The organism is Aliiroseovarius halocynthiae (genome assembly GCF_007004645.1).
Taxonomy (GTDB): domain Bacteria; phylum Pseudomonadota; class Alphaproteobacteria; order Rhodobacterales; family Rhodobacteraceae; genus Aliiroseovarius; species Aliiroseovarius halocynthiae.
The window spans coordinates 80,631-96,724 of sequence record NZ_ML660020.1; the positions used below are offsets into that span (position 1 = coordinate 80,631).

Genomic DNA, 16,094 nt, shown 5'->3' on the forward strand with positions numbered 1-16,094 from the left:
TCCTACTCCCTCCGGCATGTAAGCCTGCCGGGGGGAGTTCCTTTATTCCCCGAGGTTCATCATGTCCGACGCCGCCATTGCCACGGCTCCTGCCGAGTTTGCTCCCTGGGAAGATGCCCAGGCCACCCCGTTGATCCGGTTCCAGAACGTCACCAAACGCTTTGGCGATTTCACAGCAATCGACAATCTGACAATCGATATTTACGAGCGGGAATTCTTTGCGCTGCTGGGGCCGTCGGGCTGCGGCAAGACCACGATGATGCGGATGCTGGGTGGGTTTGAAACCCAAACTGAAGGCACCATTCTGATCGACGGGCAGGATGTCGCCCCGGTCCCGCCAAACAAGCGCGCGGTCAACATGATGTTCCAAAGCTATGCATTGTTCCCGCACCTGTCCGTCGCCGAGAACATCGCCTTTGGCCTGAAACGTGACAAGATGCCAAAAGACCAGATTGCTGCGCGTGTCGATGAGATGCTGAACCTTGTGCAACTGGGTAAATTCGCCAATCGCAAGCCGCACCAGATCTCGGGCGGGCAACGTCAGCGTGTGGCATTGGCGCGCTCGCTTGCGAAGGCCCCTAAGCTTCTGCTTCTGGATGAACCGCTGGGCGCGCTGGACAAGAAGCTGCGTCAGGACACGCAGTTCGAGCTGATGGACATTCAGGAAACCACCGGCACCACCTTTGTGATCGTGACTCACGATCAGGAAGAAGCGATGACCGTCGCCAGCCGCATCGCCGTGATGGATCACGGCAAGATCATTCAGGTCGACACCCCCGCGAAAATCTATGAAGAGCCAGGATCGGTATATGTCGCCGACTTTATCGGCGATGTGAACCTGATTGAAGGCAGTGTTACCAAATCCGGCGATGATCACGCCACGATCAGTTGGGCCGAAGGTCAGCAGGATCTGATTGGCATCGCCCATGACGAAATTCCCGCGGGCACCCGCGCCACGCTTGCAATCCGCCCCGAGAAGGTAAACATCTCGACCGAGCGCCCGGCGGATATGACCAATATCATTCACGGCAAGGTTCTGGACATCGCCTATTTGGGCAACATGTCGACCTATGTGATTGAAACCCCAACGGGCCAGCACATCAAAGCACAGGCCGCCAACACCCGTCGCATTCGCCGCCGTGCAATCACATGGGAACAAGAAGTGTGGCTAAGCTTCACCGATACCGCTGGTGTGGTATTGACGTCATGAAGCGCTTTGGCCTGATCTCTGTCCCCTATCTGTGGCTTCTGGCCCTGTTTTTGGTGCCGTTCCTGATTGTGCTGAAAATCAGCCTATCGGATACAGCACTGGCCATTCCGCCCTATACACCTACCTTGGATCTGTCAGCCGGCTGGGCGGGCGTCCGGGAATGGCTGTCCGGGCTGGATATGGAAAACTTCACATGGCTGACCGAGGACGATCTTTACTGGAAGGCCTATCTGTCCAGCCTGAAGATTGCTGTCCTGTCGACAATCTTCACATTGCTGGTCGGCTTCCCGATCGCCTATGGCATGAGCCGCGCGCCGGACGAGTGGCGCCCGACCCTGATGATGCTGATCATCCTGCCCTTTTGGACATCTTTCCTGATCCGTGTCTACGCGTGGAAGGCCATCCTTAGTCAAGAAGGCTTCCTAAATCAGCTCTTGATGGGGATCGGCATCATCAACGAGCCGCTGACCATTCTAAACACCAACACAGCCGTCTATATCGGCATCGTCTATACCTATCTGCCCTTCATGGTCCTGCCGATCTATGCCGCACTTGAACGGCTGGATGAAAGCCTTCTGGAAGCCGCCGAGGATCTTGGATGCTCGCGCCTCACCGCGTTTTGGCTGATCACTCTGCCCCTGTCGAAACAAGGCGTAATTGCTGGGTCGTTCTTGGTCTTCATCCCGGCAATGGGCGAGTTTGTGATCCCCAGCCTGCTGGGTGGATCCAAGACACTGATGATCGGCAAGGTCCTGTATGAAGAGTTCTTTGCCAACCGTGACTGGCCGGTAGCTTCGGCGGTGGCGGTGATCCTGCTTCTGATCCTGATCATCCCGATCGTGCTGTTCCAGCGCAACGAAGAAAAGCAGAGGGAGGCCGGCAAATGAGGCGTCTAAGCTGGTTCAACACCGTATCGCTGACCCTTGGGTTTGCGTTCCTCTATATTCCGATGCTGATCCTGATCGTGTACTCGTTCAACGGCGGCAAGCTGGTAACTGTTTGGTCCGGCTTTTCAACCAAATGGTATGGAGAGCTGTTCCGAAACGAAGCCTTCCTTGATGCGGCTTGGGTCACGTTGAAGGTCGCGGTCGTATCGTCAACTATTGCAACAGTGCTGGGCACGATGGCGGCCTATGTCATGGTGCGGGCCGGGCGCTTTCGCGGGCGCACGTTGTTCTCGGGCATGATCTATGCCCCGCTGGTGATGCCCGAAGTGATCACTGGCCTGTCGCTGCTGCTTCTGTTCATCGCCATCGGGCTGGATCGCGGCGTGCTGACCATCGTGCTGGCCCATACGACATTCTCGATGTGCTATGTCTCGGTCGTGGTGTCCTCGCGTCTTGTGACATTCGATCAGTCACTGGAAGAGGCTGCGCTGGATCTTGGCTGCACTGGGTTTGAAGCCTTCCGCCTTGTGACACTACCGATCATCGCGCCTGCGGTGATCTCGGGTTGGTTGCTTGCTTTCACCCTGTCTCTGGATGACCTTGTGATCGCCAGCTTCACCTCGGGTCCAAGCTCGACCACGCTGCCGATCAAGATCTTCTCGGCGGTTCGTCTGGGCGTTAGCCCGGAAATCAACGCATTGTCCACAATCATGATTACCCTTGTGGCGGTCGGCGTAATTGGGGCATCTCTCAGCTCGAAACGGACCATCGCGAAACGCGCGAAGGACGAACAGGAGGCTATCCAGTGAGCGACTTTCTGGAAGAATACGCAACCTTTTGCAAAACCCACGGCCGCCCTGATCGGGTCGAGCTGATGCTATGCGACGCGAATGCGGTTCTGCGCGGCAAATGGCTGCCCGGCGATGACGAAAAAAAGCTGACCGAGGGTGCTGTGCGCCTGCCCCTGTCCACCTATGCGCCCAACATCATGGGCGAAGAGGTCGAGGCCACCGGGCTGGGCATCATCGTTGGTGACCCTGATGGACGCATCGTTCCTGTGCCCGGATCTTTAAAACCCGTGCCATGGGCAAAAGGCAAGGTCGCGCAGGTTCAGGTCGAGATGATTGACCCGGATACCGGCGAAATCTCAGACCTGTCCTCGCGCCAGCAATTGGCCCGCATGGTCGACAAACTGCACGCGGCTGGCCTGCACCCGGTGCTGGCAACCGAGCTTGAGTTCTATCTGTTCAAACCCCGCACGGATCAGGACACGGCCCCGACCCCACCAGATCGCAGCCCGGACGCGCAAAACTATGACCTTGAGGTCTTGGAGCGCACGCAGGACATTCTGGACGACATTCTAAACGCCGCAGACGCTCAGGGTTTGGCCACGGATACACTGATCGCCGAGTACGGCCCCGGCCAGTTCGAGATCAACTTCCACCACACCGATGACGTAATGTGGGCCGCGGACACGGCGCTTCTGTTCAAGCGCCTTGTGCGTGGCGTGGCCCGGTCGCATGGGATGGAGGCCACCTTCATGGCCAAGCCTTATGCGGACTTCCCCGGCAACGGGATGCATGTGCATGCTTCGGTCGTAGACCCGGACGGTAAGAACGTGTTTGACGATGGCACGGACGGACCTTCTGAGGCGCTGAAACACGCGGTGGGTGGCACGCTTGAGACAATGCGCGACCTGCAGGCGATCTTTGCCCCACACCTGAACTCCTATCGCCGTTTCAAACCGATGAGCTTTGCACCCTCGGCCCCCGACTGGGGCTTTGACAACCGCGCGGCGGGTGTGCGTCTGCCAGAAACCAAAGGGCCTGCTGCGCGTCTGGAACACCGGATCGCAGGGGCCGATGTGAACCCTTATCTGGCGATCACGGCGATCCTTGGCGGCATGTTGCACGGGCTGGAAACCAAACCCGCCCTTCCCTTACCACTAGATGACGCCGGCGCAGAGCCAGCCGTCCGCCTGTCCGCCGACTGGTTTCAAACGGTCGAGCGCTTTGCGGCTTCAGATATGGCTGTCGAGATTTTCGGACAGCGCTTTGTAGATGTCTATGCTGCCATGCGCCGGGACGAGATTGCCCAGCTCACCCATGAAATCACGCATATCGAATATCGCACCTATCTTGGCCGCCTCTGATGCCGCCCAAAGCACCCAGACGCATCTACGAGAATTACGCCTATTCGGACACCGCGCGCCCGGAATGCTTCTGTGGCTGCGCCCCGTTCAGGACTGCTACGCAGCGCTAGAATTTGCTTGGCGCGGCACCGGTTTCCTAGCAGAGTAGCTTCATGAAAACACTCCGCATCTGCATCCCCTATTTCTCTGGCTTCGGACATACAAAACGCATCGCAGAATGCATCGCCGACGCGATTGGAGACCCGGCCCGTTTACTGGACGTGGAGACCATAACCGATGCGGATTGGCATGCACTGGATCAGGCCGACGCCATCATCTTCGGCGCGCCCACCTATATGGGGTCCGCTGCATCACGGTTCAGTCAGTTTCTGGAACAGATCGACACCCGCTGGGAACACAGCGTTTGGAAAGACAAGATTGCAGCCGGGTTCACCACCGCCATTCACCCGTCCGGCGACAAGCTGGCCGCGCTGCAACGCCTGTCGATCTTCGCCGCGCAGATGGGCATGATCTGGGTTGGCCCCACGGATATTGGCGCACCGGTGAAGCCCGACCATCCCGGCCTGAACCGCGATGGAAGCTGGCTGGGGCTGATGGTGACCGAGCAGCTGGGCGCGGATGAGGATTTGTTGCCTGAAGACCTTGAGACCGCACGCCGGTTTGGTCTGCGCGTGTTGCGTGCCACCCAGCGTTGGAACGGTCAGTAACGGCCCTTGCGCGCAAGTTCGATCTGCGCATCCATCATCGACATTTCTTTCATGATGTCCTGACGGCGGGTGCGATCACCTGTGTCTGCCAGCTCCTCGCGCAGACGCTTAAGCTCTCGTGTCAGGCGCACAAATTCGGGCACGGCACCACTTTCCTGAACCAAGCGATTGAACACCGCGTTCTCTGGGTCATCAACTTTCGGCAGCGGCTTTCCAGCGCCTTCAAGATTGTCGAAGTCACCGGCTTCTTCCGCTGCACGGATTTTCTGTTCGATAAGGTCAAAAAGCGGATGGTCCATGCCATTACCCTAGACCAACTGGCAGGCATGAAAAAGCCCCCGCCAGTTTCCCGGCGGAGGCAAATGTACGATCAAACCGATCTTATTTTTTGGTGATGCGGCCGGTCAGCTTTGGCGTTACCGGGCCCATCTTGGCCATGTATTCGGCTGTCACGTCCGCCAGATCCGGGCCAAAGTCATAGGCGTTCTGGGCATCGCGGAACATTTTGTATCCGTCGCCGCCATTGCGCACATAGTTGTTGGACACAACACCATAAACTTTCGCCGGATCAATCGGCGCACCGCCAACCATCACGTCAGAAATCCGGCTTCCCGGTTCCTTCGACAGATCAAACGCATAGGTCATACCCGCCACTTGCGGGAAACGGCCTGCGCCTTCTTCGTACTGGCTGACGCCGTTCTCAAGGGCGGCGATAATGGTTTCGCCCGTCACTTCGAAGGTCGACAAAGTGTTCTGGAACGGCAGAACTGTCAGGACTTCGCCCATTGTGACTTCGCCGTCACCGATCGAGGCGCGGATGCCGCCACCATTCTGGATGGCGATTTCAATCCCCTGACCCTTAACACGGTCCAGCATGGCGTCAGTGATGATGTTCCCCATGGCGCATTCCATCGCACGGCACGACGTACGCTCGCCGTCAATCGCTTCGGAAGCGGTGGCCACCACACGGTTCTTCATCTCGTCAATCGGGCCAGCCAGTTCGGCAACGCGTGCAACGATTTCCGGATCTTCAGAAACAGACGCGTCCAGCAGGATCGTGTCACCCGTGGCTGAGGTCACATTGCCCGCGTCATCAAAGACCAGCGTCAGCAGACCGACATATTTCGAATACGCATAGGCTTGTACAACCGGGACATTGCCCACCATGGTGGGATAGGCCATCGCGCCCTCTTCCGTGTTCGAGAACTTGGTGTGCGAGTGACCGCCGATCACCGCATCCAGACCCGGCACGGCCTCGGCAATTGCCATGTCTTTCTTCACGCCCACATGGTTCAGCGCGATGATCTTGTCGACGCCTTCGGCCTCAAGTGCTGCGACATCGGCTTTCAGGCTGTCGATCTCATCCTGGAAAATCACAGCTTCACCGGGGCTGGAGGTTTCCGAGGTATCAGTCGCCAGCGCCGAAATCACGCCGATCTTCTGACCACCTACGTCCAGCACAACGTGGTTGCCCACTTTACCGGCCAGTACATTCGACTGCGATACGTCAATGTTGCCCGAGATCACCGGGAAGGACACGCCTTCGACCAGTTTCAGCAGACCTTCGGGGCCGTCATCGAATTCGTGGTTTCCGACGGCCATCACATCAAAGCCGATCTTCTCCATCATCTCGATTTCCACGTCACCTTTATAGGTCGTGTACATCAACGAGCCCTGATATTGGTCACCGGCATCCAGAACCAGCAGGTTCTGACCTTCGAACTGTTTGCGCAGTTCGGCAATCTTGGTTGCAACGCGTGCGTAACCGCCGAAGCACTTGCCTTCGGCATTGTCTTCCGCACCGCATGTCGAATCGTATTTGTTGATCGGCTCGACGCGGCTGTGCAGGTCGTTGATATGCACGATATTCAGCGTGAAATCTGCAAAAGCAGCGCTGGTTGTCACGGCCAAAGCAGCCGTCGAAGTCAAAAGACGCGAAATCATGGGAACCCCCTGTGGTTATCAATTGCCGACAAGCGTGGCGTGAGTCGGGCCAACTTGTCAAAACTCTCGTGATCTGGTGGCAAGTTGACGTAACAACAAGATGACGCCATCCAAGCCGAAAAAGCCGCCAAATGCCATCACTGCTTGACGCAATGCGGCCAAAACGGCACATGAGGGCCATGCAGATATACAAAATCCTACGCGCGGCCGAATGGCAGGCGTTTAAGCTTTCCGGAAAGACCACCGGTGCTCCGATTGATGTGCAGGATGGGTTCATCCATTTCTCAACCGCCAAACAGGTGCGCGAAACCGCGTCCAAGCATTTCGCGAGCGAAGACGCGCTTCAGCTGGTCGCGTTCGAAGCAGACGCCATGGGCGCGCAGCTGAAATGGGAACCCTCGCGCGGCGCGGCTTTATTTCCTCATCTGTATCGCGAATTAATGCTGTCCGAAGCCCTGTGGAGCCGCACGCTTCATCTTGGCCCCGATGGCCATGACTTCCCCGAGGATCTGGCATGAACTTGATCGAAAAATATGCGCTGAAAGCGCTGCATAAGGTGGACCCAGAACGCTCGCATACATTGGCGTTGATGGCGATGAAGGCCGGTGTGGTACCGATGCCGGGGATCGTGACCACCGACCGGCTGAAAACCACCTTTTGCGGTTTAGAGATGACCAACCCGGTAGGACTGGCCGCAGGATACGACAAGAACGCCACCGTGGTGGATGCGCTGACACAAGCCGGGTTCGGCTTTGTCGAAGTGGGCGCCGTCACCCCCCGCCCACAACCGGGCAACCCGAAACCGCGCCTGTTTCGCCTGACCGAGGATCAGGCGGTGATCAACCGCTTCGGCTTCAACAATGATGGGATGGACGCCGCTGCCGCCCGCCTTGCCCGTCGATCGCACCGCCGTCCAGTGCCGGTGGGGCTTAACCTTGGGGCCAACAAAGACAGCGAAGACCGCGCGGCCGATTATGTGAAAGTGTTCAATTGCTGCGGGCCGTATGTCGACTTTGTGACGGTCAATGTCAGCTCGCCCAACACAGAAAAGCTGCGCGATCTGCAGGGCGCGGATGCGCTGCGCGGGCTGTTGCAGGGTGTGCTGGATGCACGCAAAGATCACGACAAATACACGCCCGTCTTCCTGAAAATCGCACCAGATCTATCGGATGAGGAGTTGGCCGAAGTGGCTGGCGTCGCGCAGGACGTCAATGTGGACGCGGTGATCGCCACCAACACCACTTTGTCCCGCAATGGTTTGAAAAGTGCGCACAAAGACGAGGCTGGCGGCTTGTCCGGCCCACCCTTGTTTGAAAAGTCCACGCGCGTGTTGGCACGCCTGTCGCAACTTACCGACGGGCAGATGCCGTTGGTGGGGGTTGGTGGCATCGCCTCGGCCGAGGATGCGTATCAAAAGATCCTTGCTGGGGCCTCGGTCGTGCAGCTCTATTCGTCGCTGGCTTATCATGGGATCAGTCTGGTCGAAGACATCGCGCGCGGGATTGATAAACGGTTGGAACGCGACGGGTTCAACTGTGTTGCAGATGCGGTGGGCACTGGGCGCGAGGCATGGCTATGACCCAGATCTGGCACAATCCCCGCTGTTCGAAATCGCGTCAAACGCTCGCCCTGCTGGAAGAGCACGGGGAAGACGTGGCGGTGCGCCGCTATTTGGACGACGCGCCGACCGAGGCCGAATTGCGCGCAGCGCTGGCGGCATTGAACGCGACGCCGATCGAGATCATGCGCAAGGGCGAGAAGGTCTTTAAGGATCTTGGTCTGTCTGCCGACACGCCCGAGGATGATCTGATCGCCGCCATGTTGGCACACCCCGTCCTGATCGAACGCCCCATTGTTCTGAAAGACGGCAAAGCGCGTATGGGGCGTCCCCCGGAAAGCGTGTTGGAAATCCTCTGACGATCTACGTCGCGGACCGTTCCAGCGCCGGATAGCGCAGGGCCAAGGTCGCCCCCCGTGCCACGAAGGAAATTAGCAGCGCCGCCCACAGCCCGTGATTGCCCAGCCCCGGCATCAATGCATATACGGCTGCAAAATAGATCACGGCAGAAACAAACGCCAAGTTGCGCATATCTGCTGTCCGGGTCGCCCCGGTGAATATCCCATCAAACATCCAGGCTGGCCAAGCCAGAAGCGGGGCCAGCACCATATAGGGCAGAAAACCTTTCGCAACCTGCCTTACGTCTGGCGCGGTGGTCATCACATCAATGCCCCACCCGCCAAGCAGAAGAAAACCAAATGCCAGCACGCCAGATATCGTCGCAGCCCAAACGCTGGTCATCATCGAAGCACGCCGAAGTAGCGCGCGATCTCCGACCCCAAGCGCTTGCCCGACAAACGTCGATGCTCCGAACGCGAACCCATCCAATGCATAGGCCGTCACATGGATAAACTGCATCAGCACCTGATTTGCGGCCAGTTCGGTGTCCGATAGACCCGATCCATAGAAGGTGAAGCTGGTGAAAATCGCCATAATAAAAAGCGAGCGCAGCAGGATATCCGTGTTCACCACTGCCATATTTTTCAGGGTCGGCCCGTCCAACACACGCGCGCGGTCACGCCATGCGGGGTTGTGGAATATGTCGCGACACAGCCATAGGCCCAGCGCCGCACCCGAGAACTCGGCCAGCAGCGTGGCGATGGCCACACCTTCGACACCCCAGCCAAGTCCCAGTACGAACCACAGATCCAACCCGATATTCACTCCGTTCATCACGACCTGCAAAACTAGCACCGATCGCGCACGTTCCAGCGCGATCAACCAGCCGGTGAAGGCATAGACCGAAATCGCAAATGGTGCACCCCAGATGCGAATGGCAAGGTATTCGCGGGCCAGAACTTCGACCTCACCGGACGCAGGGGCAATCTGAAACGCGGCCCAAAATAGCGGGCCTTGCAGGGCGATCAGGGAAATGCCCGCAAGGACGGCAATCAACAAGGCACGGGTCAGCATCGCTGCGACCTCGCCGTGTTGCCCGGCGCCATGTGCCTGCGCGGTCAGGCCTGTCGTCCCCATACGCAGAAACCCGAACACCCAGAAGAATGTGGACAGGATCACCGCGCCGATGCCGACGGCGCCAATGGGAACTGCATCCCCCAACTGCCCAATAACGCCCGTGTCCACCAGCCCCAGAATGGGAACGGTTACATTGGACAAAACAATCGGGCCGGCAACCGCCAGCACACGCCGATGCGTCAGCGCCGCGCGTCTCACGGGCTGGGCATCAGGAAGTGGCCTGTCGCCTGTGCATAAAGCTTGCCACGCTGATCCTGCCAAGCCTCGACATGCACGGACGCATAGCGCCGCCCCTGCCGAACCACCCGAGCACGCGCATAGGCATCGCGCGGCAAACCCGAGCGCAGATAATCGATCGAGAAATCAATCGTCTTGGGAAGATAGGGCATGTGTTCCGGGCCAAGGGTCGACGGATCAAGCGCGCCGCTTTCCATATCCTCCCACAAGGTGGACCAGCTTAACTGAATGACCGCTGCGGTTTCCAAAAACGCCGCGGTCACACCGCCATGGATTGCGGGCAGCATCGGGTTGCCGATCAGCTTTTCGTCAAAGGGTAAGATGGCGGTCAGTTCATCCCCATGGCGTTCGACCTGAATGCCAAGAAACTGCACATAGGGAACACCACCCACCAGCCCGGCCAAAGCAACATCACGACGATGTTTGACCACTTCGACGGGTTCAGGGCGTTTGTGCTTGGGCGGGGGCGTCATGCGGCACCTCCTTCGCTGACATCATCGGTGATGTCGTTTGAAATCTCGGTCGAGCGACGTTTGGGGTCACCATCTGCCGTGAAGGCCCCTGTTGCTGTGGCCACAGGTCGGCCTTCATCTTCGTCCAAAGCCACCGCGCGCACAAACGCGACCGAGCGCGTAACGTGATAGCAGGTGGCCTTGGCCGTGATCTTCTGCCCCGGAGTGGCCGAGCGCATATAGTCGATGCGCAGATCAATCGTTGCCGTGATCGCTGGCGCTTTGGGATGGCTCATGACAGCCGACCCGCAGCACGTATCCAGCAAAGCCGATACCGCGCCACCATGGATCACGCCTGTACGCGGATCGCCGATCAGCTTTTCGTCATAAGGCATCGACATGATTGCCTCGCCATCTTCAAGCTTCTCCAACACCATGCCCAACGCTTTGCAATGCGGTATGGCTTCAGTGAACTTGCGTGCCATTTCGGCTTTCTGTTCAGCCGTCATGCCCTTCATCATGGCAAATATCCTTTTGCATTCGGTCTATTTATTGGCGCTTGCATTTCACGCGTCCAGCCCCTAGTTTCGCAATTAAGAATTATTCGCAATTAAAAGTGCAGACATGACCGACGCCTCAGCTATTGCTTCCCCCTTCGGGGCCTTGCGCCCCAAACGTCTTTTGGTGCTGGCCATCATGGCCGCGCTTGCCATCGCGCCCGGGCATCTGGGCGCCCTGACCCGCGAGCTTATGACGGACGCCTACGTGCAGGTCTCGGTCTTTGTTGCCGCTACGTTACTTCTGTTTTACGGGGCCGAGCGGTTGTTCAAGTTCGATATCGGCGAGGTTCTGTCCAATGCAAAGGGTGCACAAGTCCCCTTGGCCGCACTTTTGGGCGCCACTCCAGGCTGTGGCGGCGCGGTGGTTGTCGTCGCCGCATATAGTTCGGGCCATGTTGGGTTCGGCGCCGTGGTCGCGACCCTAACCGCCACCATGGGCGATGCAGCCTTCCTATTACTAGCCACGCGGCCGGATGCGGCGGCCATTGTCCTGCCCTTGTCCTTGGCCATCGGCGTCCTTTCAGGCTGGATTGTTGACCGGTTTCACACTGTTGAGTACCGCGCCTCATCCCTTGCCAGCTGCGAATTGGCACCGCTGATCGGTAAAACGCGCGTGCAGGATATAGCTTATCTGCTTTTGGCCATTCCGGGCCTTTACGTGGGTGTCATGCAGCTTGCTCAAATCGATATCGGCCATATCTTCGGCATGCCGATCATGTGGATCGCACTTGTTGGCACCTTCCTTGGTTTGACCATCTGGGCGACGTCGAAAGTGTCAGCCATGACCAACGCCAAGGACAGCCCCCTGACCCGCATGGCAGAAGAAACCAGCTTTATCTCGGTCTGGGTGATCGGGGCCTATCTGGCCTATGACTATGTGGCCGAATTTGGTGGGTTGGATCTGGAACTTCTGTTCCAGTCGGTCGCGCCGCTTCTGCCGCTGATGGGCGTATTGATTGGTCTGATTCCCGGCTGTGGACCGCAGGTATTGGTCACAACGCTGTATTTGAACGGCATCATCCCCTTCGCAGCCTTGATGGGTAACGCGGTGTCGAACGATGGTGACGCCCTGTTCCCTGCGATTGCGTTGAACCCTAAGGCGGCGATCGTTGCCACGCTCTATTCCACCATCCCTGCTATGATCATTGCCTATGCGTTCTATATATTCGCACCGGGCTTCATGAACTGACCAATACGAAAACAGGATCGGGGCCTTTGCGCCCCGCATCCCCTTGCCCCAAGTTGGGTCAACAGAGTGCTTCTACTGAATTGCACCAACGCGCACAGTCCTTTACGGTATTCCCAGAATAACGAAGGGGAACGCGATGTCTGACGACCGCCTGACATTCAAAGAAATGTGCGCGAAGTTCGACGTCACCCCGCGCACATTGCGATATTATGAGTATATCGAACTTCTAAGCCCCGAGAAAGAAGGCCGGTCGCGGTTCTATACCCCGCGCGAAGTCGCCCGCATGACGCTGATTCTACGCGGTCGTCGATTTGGCTTTTCGCTGGAAGAACTGCGCCAATGGCTGTTGATCTATGATGAGATGGGCACAGACGCCCAGAACCGTGCATGGGTCGAGCTGGCAGATCGCCAGTTGTCCGCACTGCGCGCACAGTATGAAGAGCTTTCCGAGAGCATTACCGACCTTCAGAAGCTGCGCGATGACGTGGCGGACGGGCTGGACTGATCCCTCCCTTCATCAGCGATTCGCTTGGCGAAATGGTCCATTTTTGACCTTTTGGTAAAATCGCATCAAGAATTCTAAAAAAACAGCCTGCCCTAACGGAAACTGATTTTCACTTGAATATCAGCTTGTTGCGTTCGCCCTTTGAAATCAGGCTTTACGCCACGACAAGAAAAGACGCGACGTCACGTTACATTTACGTAAACGTCAAGATATATAGTACACCGAACTGGTCAGATCCGTGGCCAGTGTCGGAAATGTATGGAGTATCGAATGACCGACGACATTATGACAATTCGCCAGATGTGCGATGCGTTCGACGTCACTGCGCGGACGTTGCGCTTTTACGAAGCCAAAGAATTGCTTTCGCCAATCCGCGAAGGCCAAAAACGCCTGTTCACCAAACGTGACCGTGCACGTCTGAAACTGATCCTGCGCGGCAAACGCTTTGGCTTTGCCCTGGAAGAGATCCGTCAGCTTCTGGACCTTTACGACATGGGCGACCAGCAGCAAACGCAGCTGATCCGCACTGTCGACGTGGCCAAAGGGCACCTAGAGGACCTTAAGCGTCAGCGTGAAGAGCTGAACGACGCAATCGGCGATCTGACAGAACAACTCGAATGGGCGGAAAAGAAGATCGCCTCGTTTGACGAAGACAGCTAATTTCAGAAAGGACGCCCGAACATGCCCAGCTATACCGCGCCAACCAAAGACATGGCCTTCCTTCTGCACGACGTGCTGAAGGCCGATCAGTCGGATATCCCCGGTTACGCAGATCTTGAACGCGACTTCACCAGTGCTGTGCTGGAAGAAGCAGGCAAGGTCGCCAGCGAGGTTTTGACCCCCCTGAATATCGTTGGGGATCAAGAAAGGTGTCGTTTGGAAAACGGCGTGGTCTATACACCAACCGGCTTCAAAGGCGCTTTCGAACAAATGAAAGAAGGCGGCTGGACCGGTCTGGACATGCCCGAAGAATTCGGCGGCCAGAACATGCCCGTTCTGCTGGGCACAGCAGTGGGCGAGATGTTTTCATCCGCAAACCAAGCCTTCACCATGTATCAGGGCCTGACCCACGGCGCGGCCTCGGCCATTCTGGCGCATGGCACGGACGAACAGAAAGCGACCTATTTGCCGAAGATGGTCAGCTGTGAATGGACTGGCACGATGAACCTGACGGAACCGCATTGCGGCACCGATCTGGGTCTGATGCGCACCAAGGCAGAACCGCAGGACGATGGCAGCTTCAAAATCTCGGGCCAGAAGATCTTTATCTCGGCCGGTGATCACGACATGTCGGACAACGTCATCCACCTTGTGCTGGCGAAAATCCCCGGCGGCCCCGAGGGCATCAAGGGCGTGTCGCTGTTCATCGTTCCGAAATTCAACGTGAACGAAGACGGCTCGGTCGGATCGCGCAATGGCGTGTCTGTCGGCAATATCGAGCACAAGATGGGCATCCACGGAAACTCGACCTGCGTCATGAACTATGACGAAGCGACCGGGTACTTGCTGGGCACTGAACACAAAGGCATGCGCGCCATGTTCACCATGATGAACGAGGCCCGTCTGGGCGTGGCGATGCAAGGTCTGGCTCAGGCCGAAGCCGCGTATCAGAACGCAGTCATCTATGCCAAGGACCGCCTGCAAGGGCGCGACGTAACCGGTGTGAAAAACCCGGACGGCCCCGCCGATCCGCTGATCGTGCACCCGGATATCCGCCGTTCGCTGATGGATCAGAAAAGCTTTGTCGAAGGCGCGCGCGCGTTCCTTCTGTGGGGTGCTCAACTGATCGACGCAGCACATCGCTCGGAAGATAAAGACGCGGATGCACTGATCAGCTTGATGACTCCAGTTCTGAAAGGCTTCTTGACCGATCAGGGCTATGACATGACCGTGTTGGCCCAGCAGATCTATGGCGGTCACGGCTATATCGAAGAACATGGCATGAGCCAGTTCACTCGCGACGCGCGGATCACCCAGATCTATGAAGGTGCCAACGGCGTTCAAGCGCTGGACCTTGTGGGCCGCAAACTGGCCGCAGATGGTGGCAAGCCGATCATGGCGTTTTTTGAGATGGTGAAATCCTATTGCAAAGAGCAAGATAGCGACGAGATGAAAGACTTCATCGAACCGCTGAAAACGGCGTCCAAGCACCTGCAAGCCTCGGCCATGTATTTCATGCAATCGGCCGCAAAGAACCCCAATAACGCACTGGCCGGGTCCTATGACTTCATGCACCTGTTTGGGCACGTCTGCCTTGCCTTCATGTGGGCCCGCCAGGCACGCGCAGCGCTTGACGCGCTGTCAACCGGCGAAGGCGACGCAGCGTTCTACGAGACCAAGCTGACCACTGCGCGCTACTATATGGCACGCCGCCTGCCCGCCACGTCCATGCATCTTGCTCGGATCGAAAGCGGTGCCGACACGGTGATGGCATTGGAGGCAGATCTTTTCTAAGCCCCTGCCCCTAACAAAACGGCCCAGCGCATCCTTACTATTATTGTAGGGTGCGCTGGCCGCCCATAACAAACGCTCCGGGGAGGACGCCATGACCATCAAACTTTACTGCTTCGGCGAAAGCGGAAACGCCTATAAGGCAGCACTGACACTTGAATTGTCTGGGCTGGAGTGGGAACCCGTTTACGTGGACTTCTTCGGCGGCGAAACCCGTACACCCGAGTTTCGCGAGATCAACCCGATGGGTGAAGTTCCGGTGATGGTGGATGGCGACACAACCTTGTCTCAACCCGGGGTAATTCAGGATTATGTCTCGTCCAAATCTGGCAAGCTGGGTGGCAGTTCTGCCGCCGAGCGCCGCGAAATTCTGCGCTGGCAGTTTTGGGACAACCACAAAATGTCCTCGATGGCGGGTCTAACGCGCTTCCTGATGAACTTCCTGCCCGAAGACAAACGCCCGGCCGAGGTCATCGCCTTTAATCAAGGCCGCCTGAAGGCTGCATACAAAACCCTTGAGAGCGAGTTGAGCACTCGGGACTGGCTGGTCGGCGACGCGCTGACCACCGCTGACATCTCGTGCTGCGGCTATCTTCTCTATCCCGAACCCTTCGGCTTCGACCGCGCCGAATGGCCCGCAATTGACGCCTGGCTGACCCGGATTTCGGAAACGCCCGGCTGGAAACACCCCTATGACCTGATGCCCGGCTCCCCTGCGGACCGCGCGTGAGCAACGGGACGCATGTCAGCACCTTGTAACTCGATA

General features: G+C 57.7%; 18 protein-coding genes. 13 read left to right on the forward strand and 5 right to left on the reverse strand.

The genetic code is table 11. From position 1 onward, the window contains the following. The first annotated feature begins 61 nt into the window (after window positions 1-61). From FIL88_RS09385 to FIL88_RS09405, 5 genes are all read left to right on the forward strand, one after another. Window positions 62-1,210, forward strand: coding sequence for an ABC transporter ATP-binding protein (locus tag FIL88_RS09385; RefSeq protein WP_142853596.1), 1,149 nt, complete (start codon window positions 62-64; stop codon window positions 1,208-1,210). Further along, window positions 1,207-2,097, forward strand: coding sequence for an ABC transporter permease subunit (locus FIL88_RS09390; RefSeq protein ID WP_142853812.1), 891 nt, complete (start codon window positions 1,207-1,209; stop codon window positions 2,095-2,097). Before FIL88_RS09385 ends, FIL88_RS09390 begins: the two co-directional genes overlap by 4 nt. Next, entirely contained in the window at window positions 2,094-2,906 is an 813-nt protein-coding gene (locus FIL88_RS09395) for an ABC transporter permease (protein WP_142853597.1), read from the forward strand. The genes FIL88_RS09390 and FIL88_RS09395 overlap by 4 nt, the downstream gene beginning before the upstream one ends. After that, window positions 2,903-4,249 carry a glutamine synthetase family protein gene (locus FIL88_RS09400; RefSeq protein WP_142853598.1) on the forward strand — a complete coding sequence of 449 codons (1,347 nt, stop codon included), beginning with the start codon at window positions 2,903-2,905 and terminating at the stop codon, window positions 4,247-4,249. The genes FIL88_RS09395 and FIL88_RS09400 overlap by 4 nt, the downstream gene beginning before the upstream one ends. Window positions 4,250-4,401: 152 nt before the next feature. After that, window positions 4,402-4,956 (forward strand): flavodoxin family protein, encoded by a 555-nt coding sequence (locus FIL88_RS09405; protein ID WP_142853599.1) that lies wholly within the window; start codon window positions 4,402-4,404, stop codon window positions 4,954-4,956. Here FIL88_RS09405 and FIL88_RS09410 read toward each other — a convergent pair. Both FIL88_RS09410 and FIL88_RS09415 read right to left on the reverse strand, forming a co-directional pair. Then, a complete protein-coding gene (locus tag FIL88_RS09410) occupies window positions 4,950-5,255 on the reverse strand; it encodes a DnaJ family domain-containing protein (protein WP_142853600.1) in 306 nt (101 codons plus the stop codon). The two genes, FIL88_RS09405 and FIL88_RS09410, sit on opposite strands and share 7 nt — an antisense overlap. Before the next feature lie 82 nt (window positions 5,256-5,337). After that, window positions 5,338-6,900 (reverse strand): bifunctional metallophosphatase/5'-nucleotidase, encoded by a 1,563-nt coding sequence (locus FIL88_RS09415; protein ID WP_142853601.1) that lies wholly within the window; start codon window positions 6,898-6,900, stop codon window positions 5,338-5,340. A gap of 179 nt (window positions 6,901-7,079) precedes the next feature. Between FIL88_RS09415 and FIL88_RS09420 the strand changes: the two genes are divergently transcribed. From FIL88_RS09420 to arsC, 3 genes are read left to right on the forward strand one after another with little or no spacing between them, the layout of a single operon-like run. Beyond that, window positions 7,080-7,418, forward strand: coding sequence for a DUF952 domain-containing protein (locus FIL88_RS09420; RefSeq protein WP_142853602.1), 339 nt, complete (start codon window positions 7,080-7,082; stop codon window positions 7,416-7,418). Next, window positions 7,415-8,479, forward strand: coding sequence for a quinone-dependent dihydroorotate dehydrogenase (locus FIL88_RS09425; protein ID WP_142853603.1), 1,065 nt, complete (start codon window positions 7,415-7,417; stop codon window positions 8,477-8,479). The genes FIL88_RS09420 and FIL88_RS09425 overlap by 4 nt, the downstream gene beginning before the upstream one ends. Next, entirely contained in the window at window positions 8,476-8,817 is a 342-nt protein-coding gene (gene arsC / locus FIL88_RS09430) for an arsenate reductase (glutaredoxin) (protein WP_142853814.1), read from the forward strand. Before FIL88_RS09425 ends, arsC begins: the two co-directional genes overlap by 4 nt. A gap of 4 nt (window positions 8,818-8,821) precedes the next feature. On the opposite strand, the gene FIL88_RS09435 is transcribed toward arsC, so the two are convergent. From FIL88_RS09435 to FIL88_RS09445, 3 genes are read right to left on the reverse strand one after another with little or no spacing between them, the layout of a single operon-like run. After that, a complete protein-coding gene (locus FIL88_RS09435) occupies window positions 8,822-10,132 on the reverse strand; it encodes an MATE family efflux transporter (RefSeq protein WP_142853604.1) in 1,311 nt (436 codons plus the stop codon). Beyond that, on the reverse strand, window positions 10,129-10,644 hold the full coding sequence (locus tag FIL88_RS09440) for a PaaI family thioesterase (RefSeq protein ID WP_142853605.1): 516 nt from the start codon (window positions 10,642-10,644) through the stop codon (window positions 10,129-10,131). Before FIL88_RS09440 ends, FIL88_RS09435 begins: the two co-directional genes overlap by 4 nt. Continuing rightward, window positions 10,641-11,144, reverse strand: coding sequence for a PaaI family thioesterase (locus tag FIL88_RS09445; RefSeq protein ID WP_246066674.1), 504 nt, complete (start codon window positions 11,142-11,144; stop codon window positions 10,641-10,643). Before FIL88_RS09445 ends, FIL88_RS09440 begins: the two co-directional genes overlap by 4 nt. A gap of 103 nt (window positions 11,145-11,247) precedes the next feature. Here FIL88_RS09445 and FIL88_RS09450 point away from each other — a divergent pair, with 103 nt between their 5' ends. From FIL88_RS09450 to FIL88_RS09470, 5 genes are all read left to right on the forward strand, one after another. Then, window positions 11,248-12,372, forward strand: a complete 1,125-nt coding sequence (locus tag FIL88_RS09450) for a putative manganese transporter (RefSeq protein WP_142853606.1) — start codon at window positions 11,248-11,250, stop codon at window positions 12,370-12,372. Between the two features lie 136 nt (window positions 12,373-12,508). After that, entirely contained in the window at window positions 12,509-12,877 is a 369-nt protein-coding gene (locus tag FIL88_RS09455) for a MerR family transcriptional regulator (RefSeq protein WP_142853607.1), read from the forward strand. 270 nt (window positions 12,878-13,147) lie between these two features. Further along, window positions 13,148-13,537 (forward strand): MerR family transcriptional regulator, encoded by a 390-nt coding sequence (locus FIL88_RS09460; RefSeq protein WP_185960899.1) that lies wholly within the window; start codon window positions 13,148-13,150, stop codon window positions 13,535-13,537. 21 nt (window positions 13,538-13,558) lie between these two features. Beyond that, the gene (locus FIL88_RS09465; RefSeq protein WP_142853609.1) at window positions 13,559-15,331 is read left to right on the forward strand and encodes an acyl-CoA dehydrogenase C-terminal domain-containing protein; all 1,773 of its coding nucleotides are present in this window, start codon (window positions 13,559-13,561) and stop codon (window positions 15,329-15,331) included. A gap of 91 nt (window positions 15,332-15,422) precedes the next feature. Next, the gene (locus tag FIL88_RS09470; protein WP_142853610.1) at window positions 15,423-16,058 is read left to right on the forward strand and encodes a glutathione S-transferase family protein; all 636 of its coding nucleotides are present in this window, start codon (window positions 15,423-15,425) and stop codon (window positions 16,056-16,058) included. The last annotated feature ends 36 nt before the right edge of the window (window positions 16,059-16,094 follow it).

Coding starts and splice junctions, on each gene's coding strand:
- FIL88_RS09455 (WP_142853607.1), top strand. CDS start 12,509: ATGTCTGACGACCGCCTGACATTCAAAGAAATGTGCGCGAAGTTCGAC.
- FIL88_RS09460 (WP_185960899.1), top strand. CDS start 13,148: ATGACCGACGACATTATGACAATTCGCCAGATGTGCGATGCGTTCGAC.
- FIL88_RS09450 (WP_142853606.1), top strand. CDS start 11,248: ATGACCGACGCCTCAGCTATTGCTTCCCCCTTCGGGGCCTTGCGCCCC.
- FIL88_RS09425 (WP_142853603.1), top strand. CDS start 7,415: ATGAACTTGATCGAAAAATATGCGCTGAAAGCGCTGCATAAGGTGGAC.
- FIL88_RS09390 (WP_142853812.1), top strand. CDS start 1,207: ATGAAGCGCTTTGGCCTGATCTCTGTCCCCTATCTGTGGCTTCTGGCC.
- FIL88_RS09415 (WP_142853601.1), bottom strand. CDS start 6,900: ATGATTTCGCGTCTTTTGACTTCGACGGCTGCTTTGGCCGTGACAACC.
- FIL88_RS09440 (WP_142853605.1), bottom strand. CDS start 10,644: ATGACGCCCCCGCCCAAGCACAAACGCCCTGAACCCGTCGAAGTGGTC.
- FIL88_RS09470 (WP_142853610.1), top strand. CDS start 15,423: ATGACCATCAAACTTTACTGCTTCGGCGAAAGCGGAAACGCCTATAAG.
- FIL88_RS09385 (WP_142853596.1), top strand. CDS start 62: ATGTCCGACGCCGCCATTGCCACGGCTCCTGCCGAGTTTGCTCCCTGG.
- FIL88_RS09395 (WP_142853597.1), top strand. CDS start 2,094: ATGAGGCGTCTAAGCTGGTTCAACACCGTATCGCTGACCCTTGGGTTT.
- FIL88_RS09405 (WP_142853599.1), top strand. CDS start 4,402: ATGAAAACACTCCGCATCTGCATCCCCTATTTCTCTGGCTTCGGACAT.
- arsC (WP_142853814.1), top strand. CDS start 8,476: ATGACCCAGATCTGGCACAATCCCCGCTGTTCGAAATCGCGTCAAACG.
- FIL88_RS09420 (WP_142853602.1), top strand. CDS start 7,080: ATGCAGATATACAAAATCCTACGCGCGGCCGAATGGCAGGCGTTTAAG.
- FIL88_RS09465 (WP_142853609.1), top strand. CDS start 13,559: ATGCCCAGCTATACCGCGCCAACCAAAGACATGGCCTTCCTTCTGCAC.
- FIL88_RS09410 (WP_142853600.1), bottom strand. CDS start 5,255: ATGGACCATCCGCTTTTTGACCTTATCGAACAGAAAATCCGTGCAGCG.
- FIL88_RS09445 (WP_246066674.1), bottom strand. CDS start 11,144: ATGATGAAGGGCATGACGGCTGAACAGAAAGCCGAAATGGCACGCAAG.